The organism is Pseudomonas sp. TWI923, assembly GCF_039673365.1.
Taxonomy (GTDB): Bacteria; Pseudomonadota; Gammaproteobacteria; order Pseudomonadales; family Pseudomonadaceae; genus Aquipseudomonas; species Aquipseudomonas sichuanensis.
Window position 1 is genome coordinate 1 of record NZ_JBDJLM010000194.1, and the last position, 216, is coordinate 216.

1 protein-coding gene is annotated in these 216 nt (G+C 60.2%); it reads left to right on the top strand.

The genetic code is table 11. The features are described 5' to 3' along the window. Positions 1–216, top strand: a 216-nt coding sequence (locus ABE459_RS26070; RefSeq protein ID WP_346648184.1) for a transposase, incomplete at both ends; no start/stop codon positions are given.

A 216-nucleotide genomic window follows, 5' to 3' on the forward strand; every position in this document is an offset into this window, starting at 1 on the left:
TTGGTCATCACCTGGGCTATCCGCCGGGCGCGCAGCGCCCAGAGGATGAGACCAACCAGCGCAATGGCACGAGTGGCAAGACTGTACTGACAGGCGATGGCCCGCTACGGCTGGATATCCCTCGGGACCGTGACGGCAGTTTTTCGCCCATTCTGATCCCCAAGCATGAGCGCCGTTACACCGGATTCGATGACAAAATCATCGCCATGTACGCCC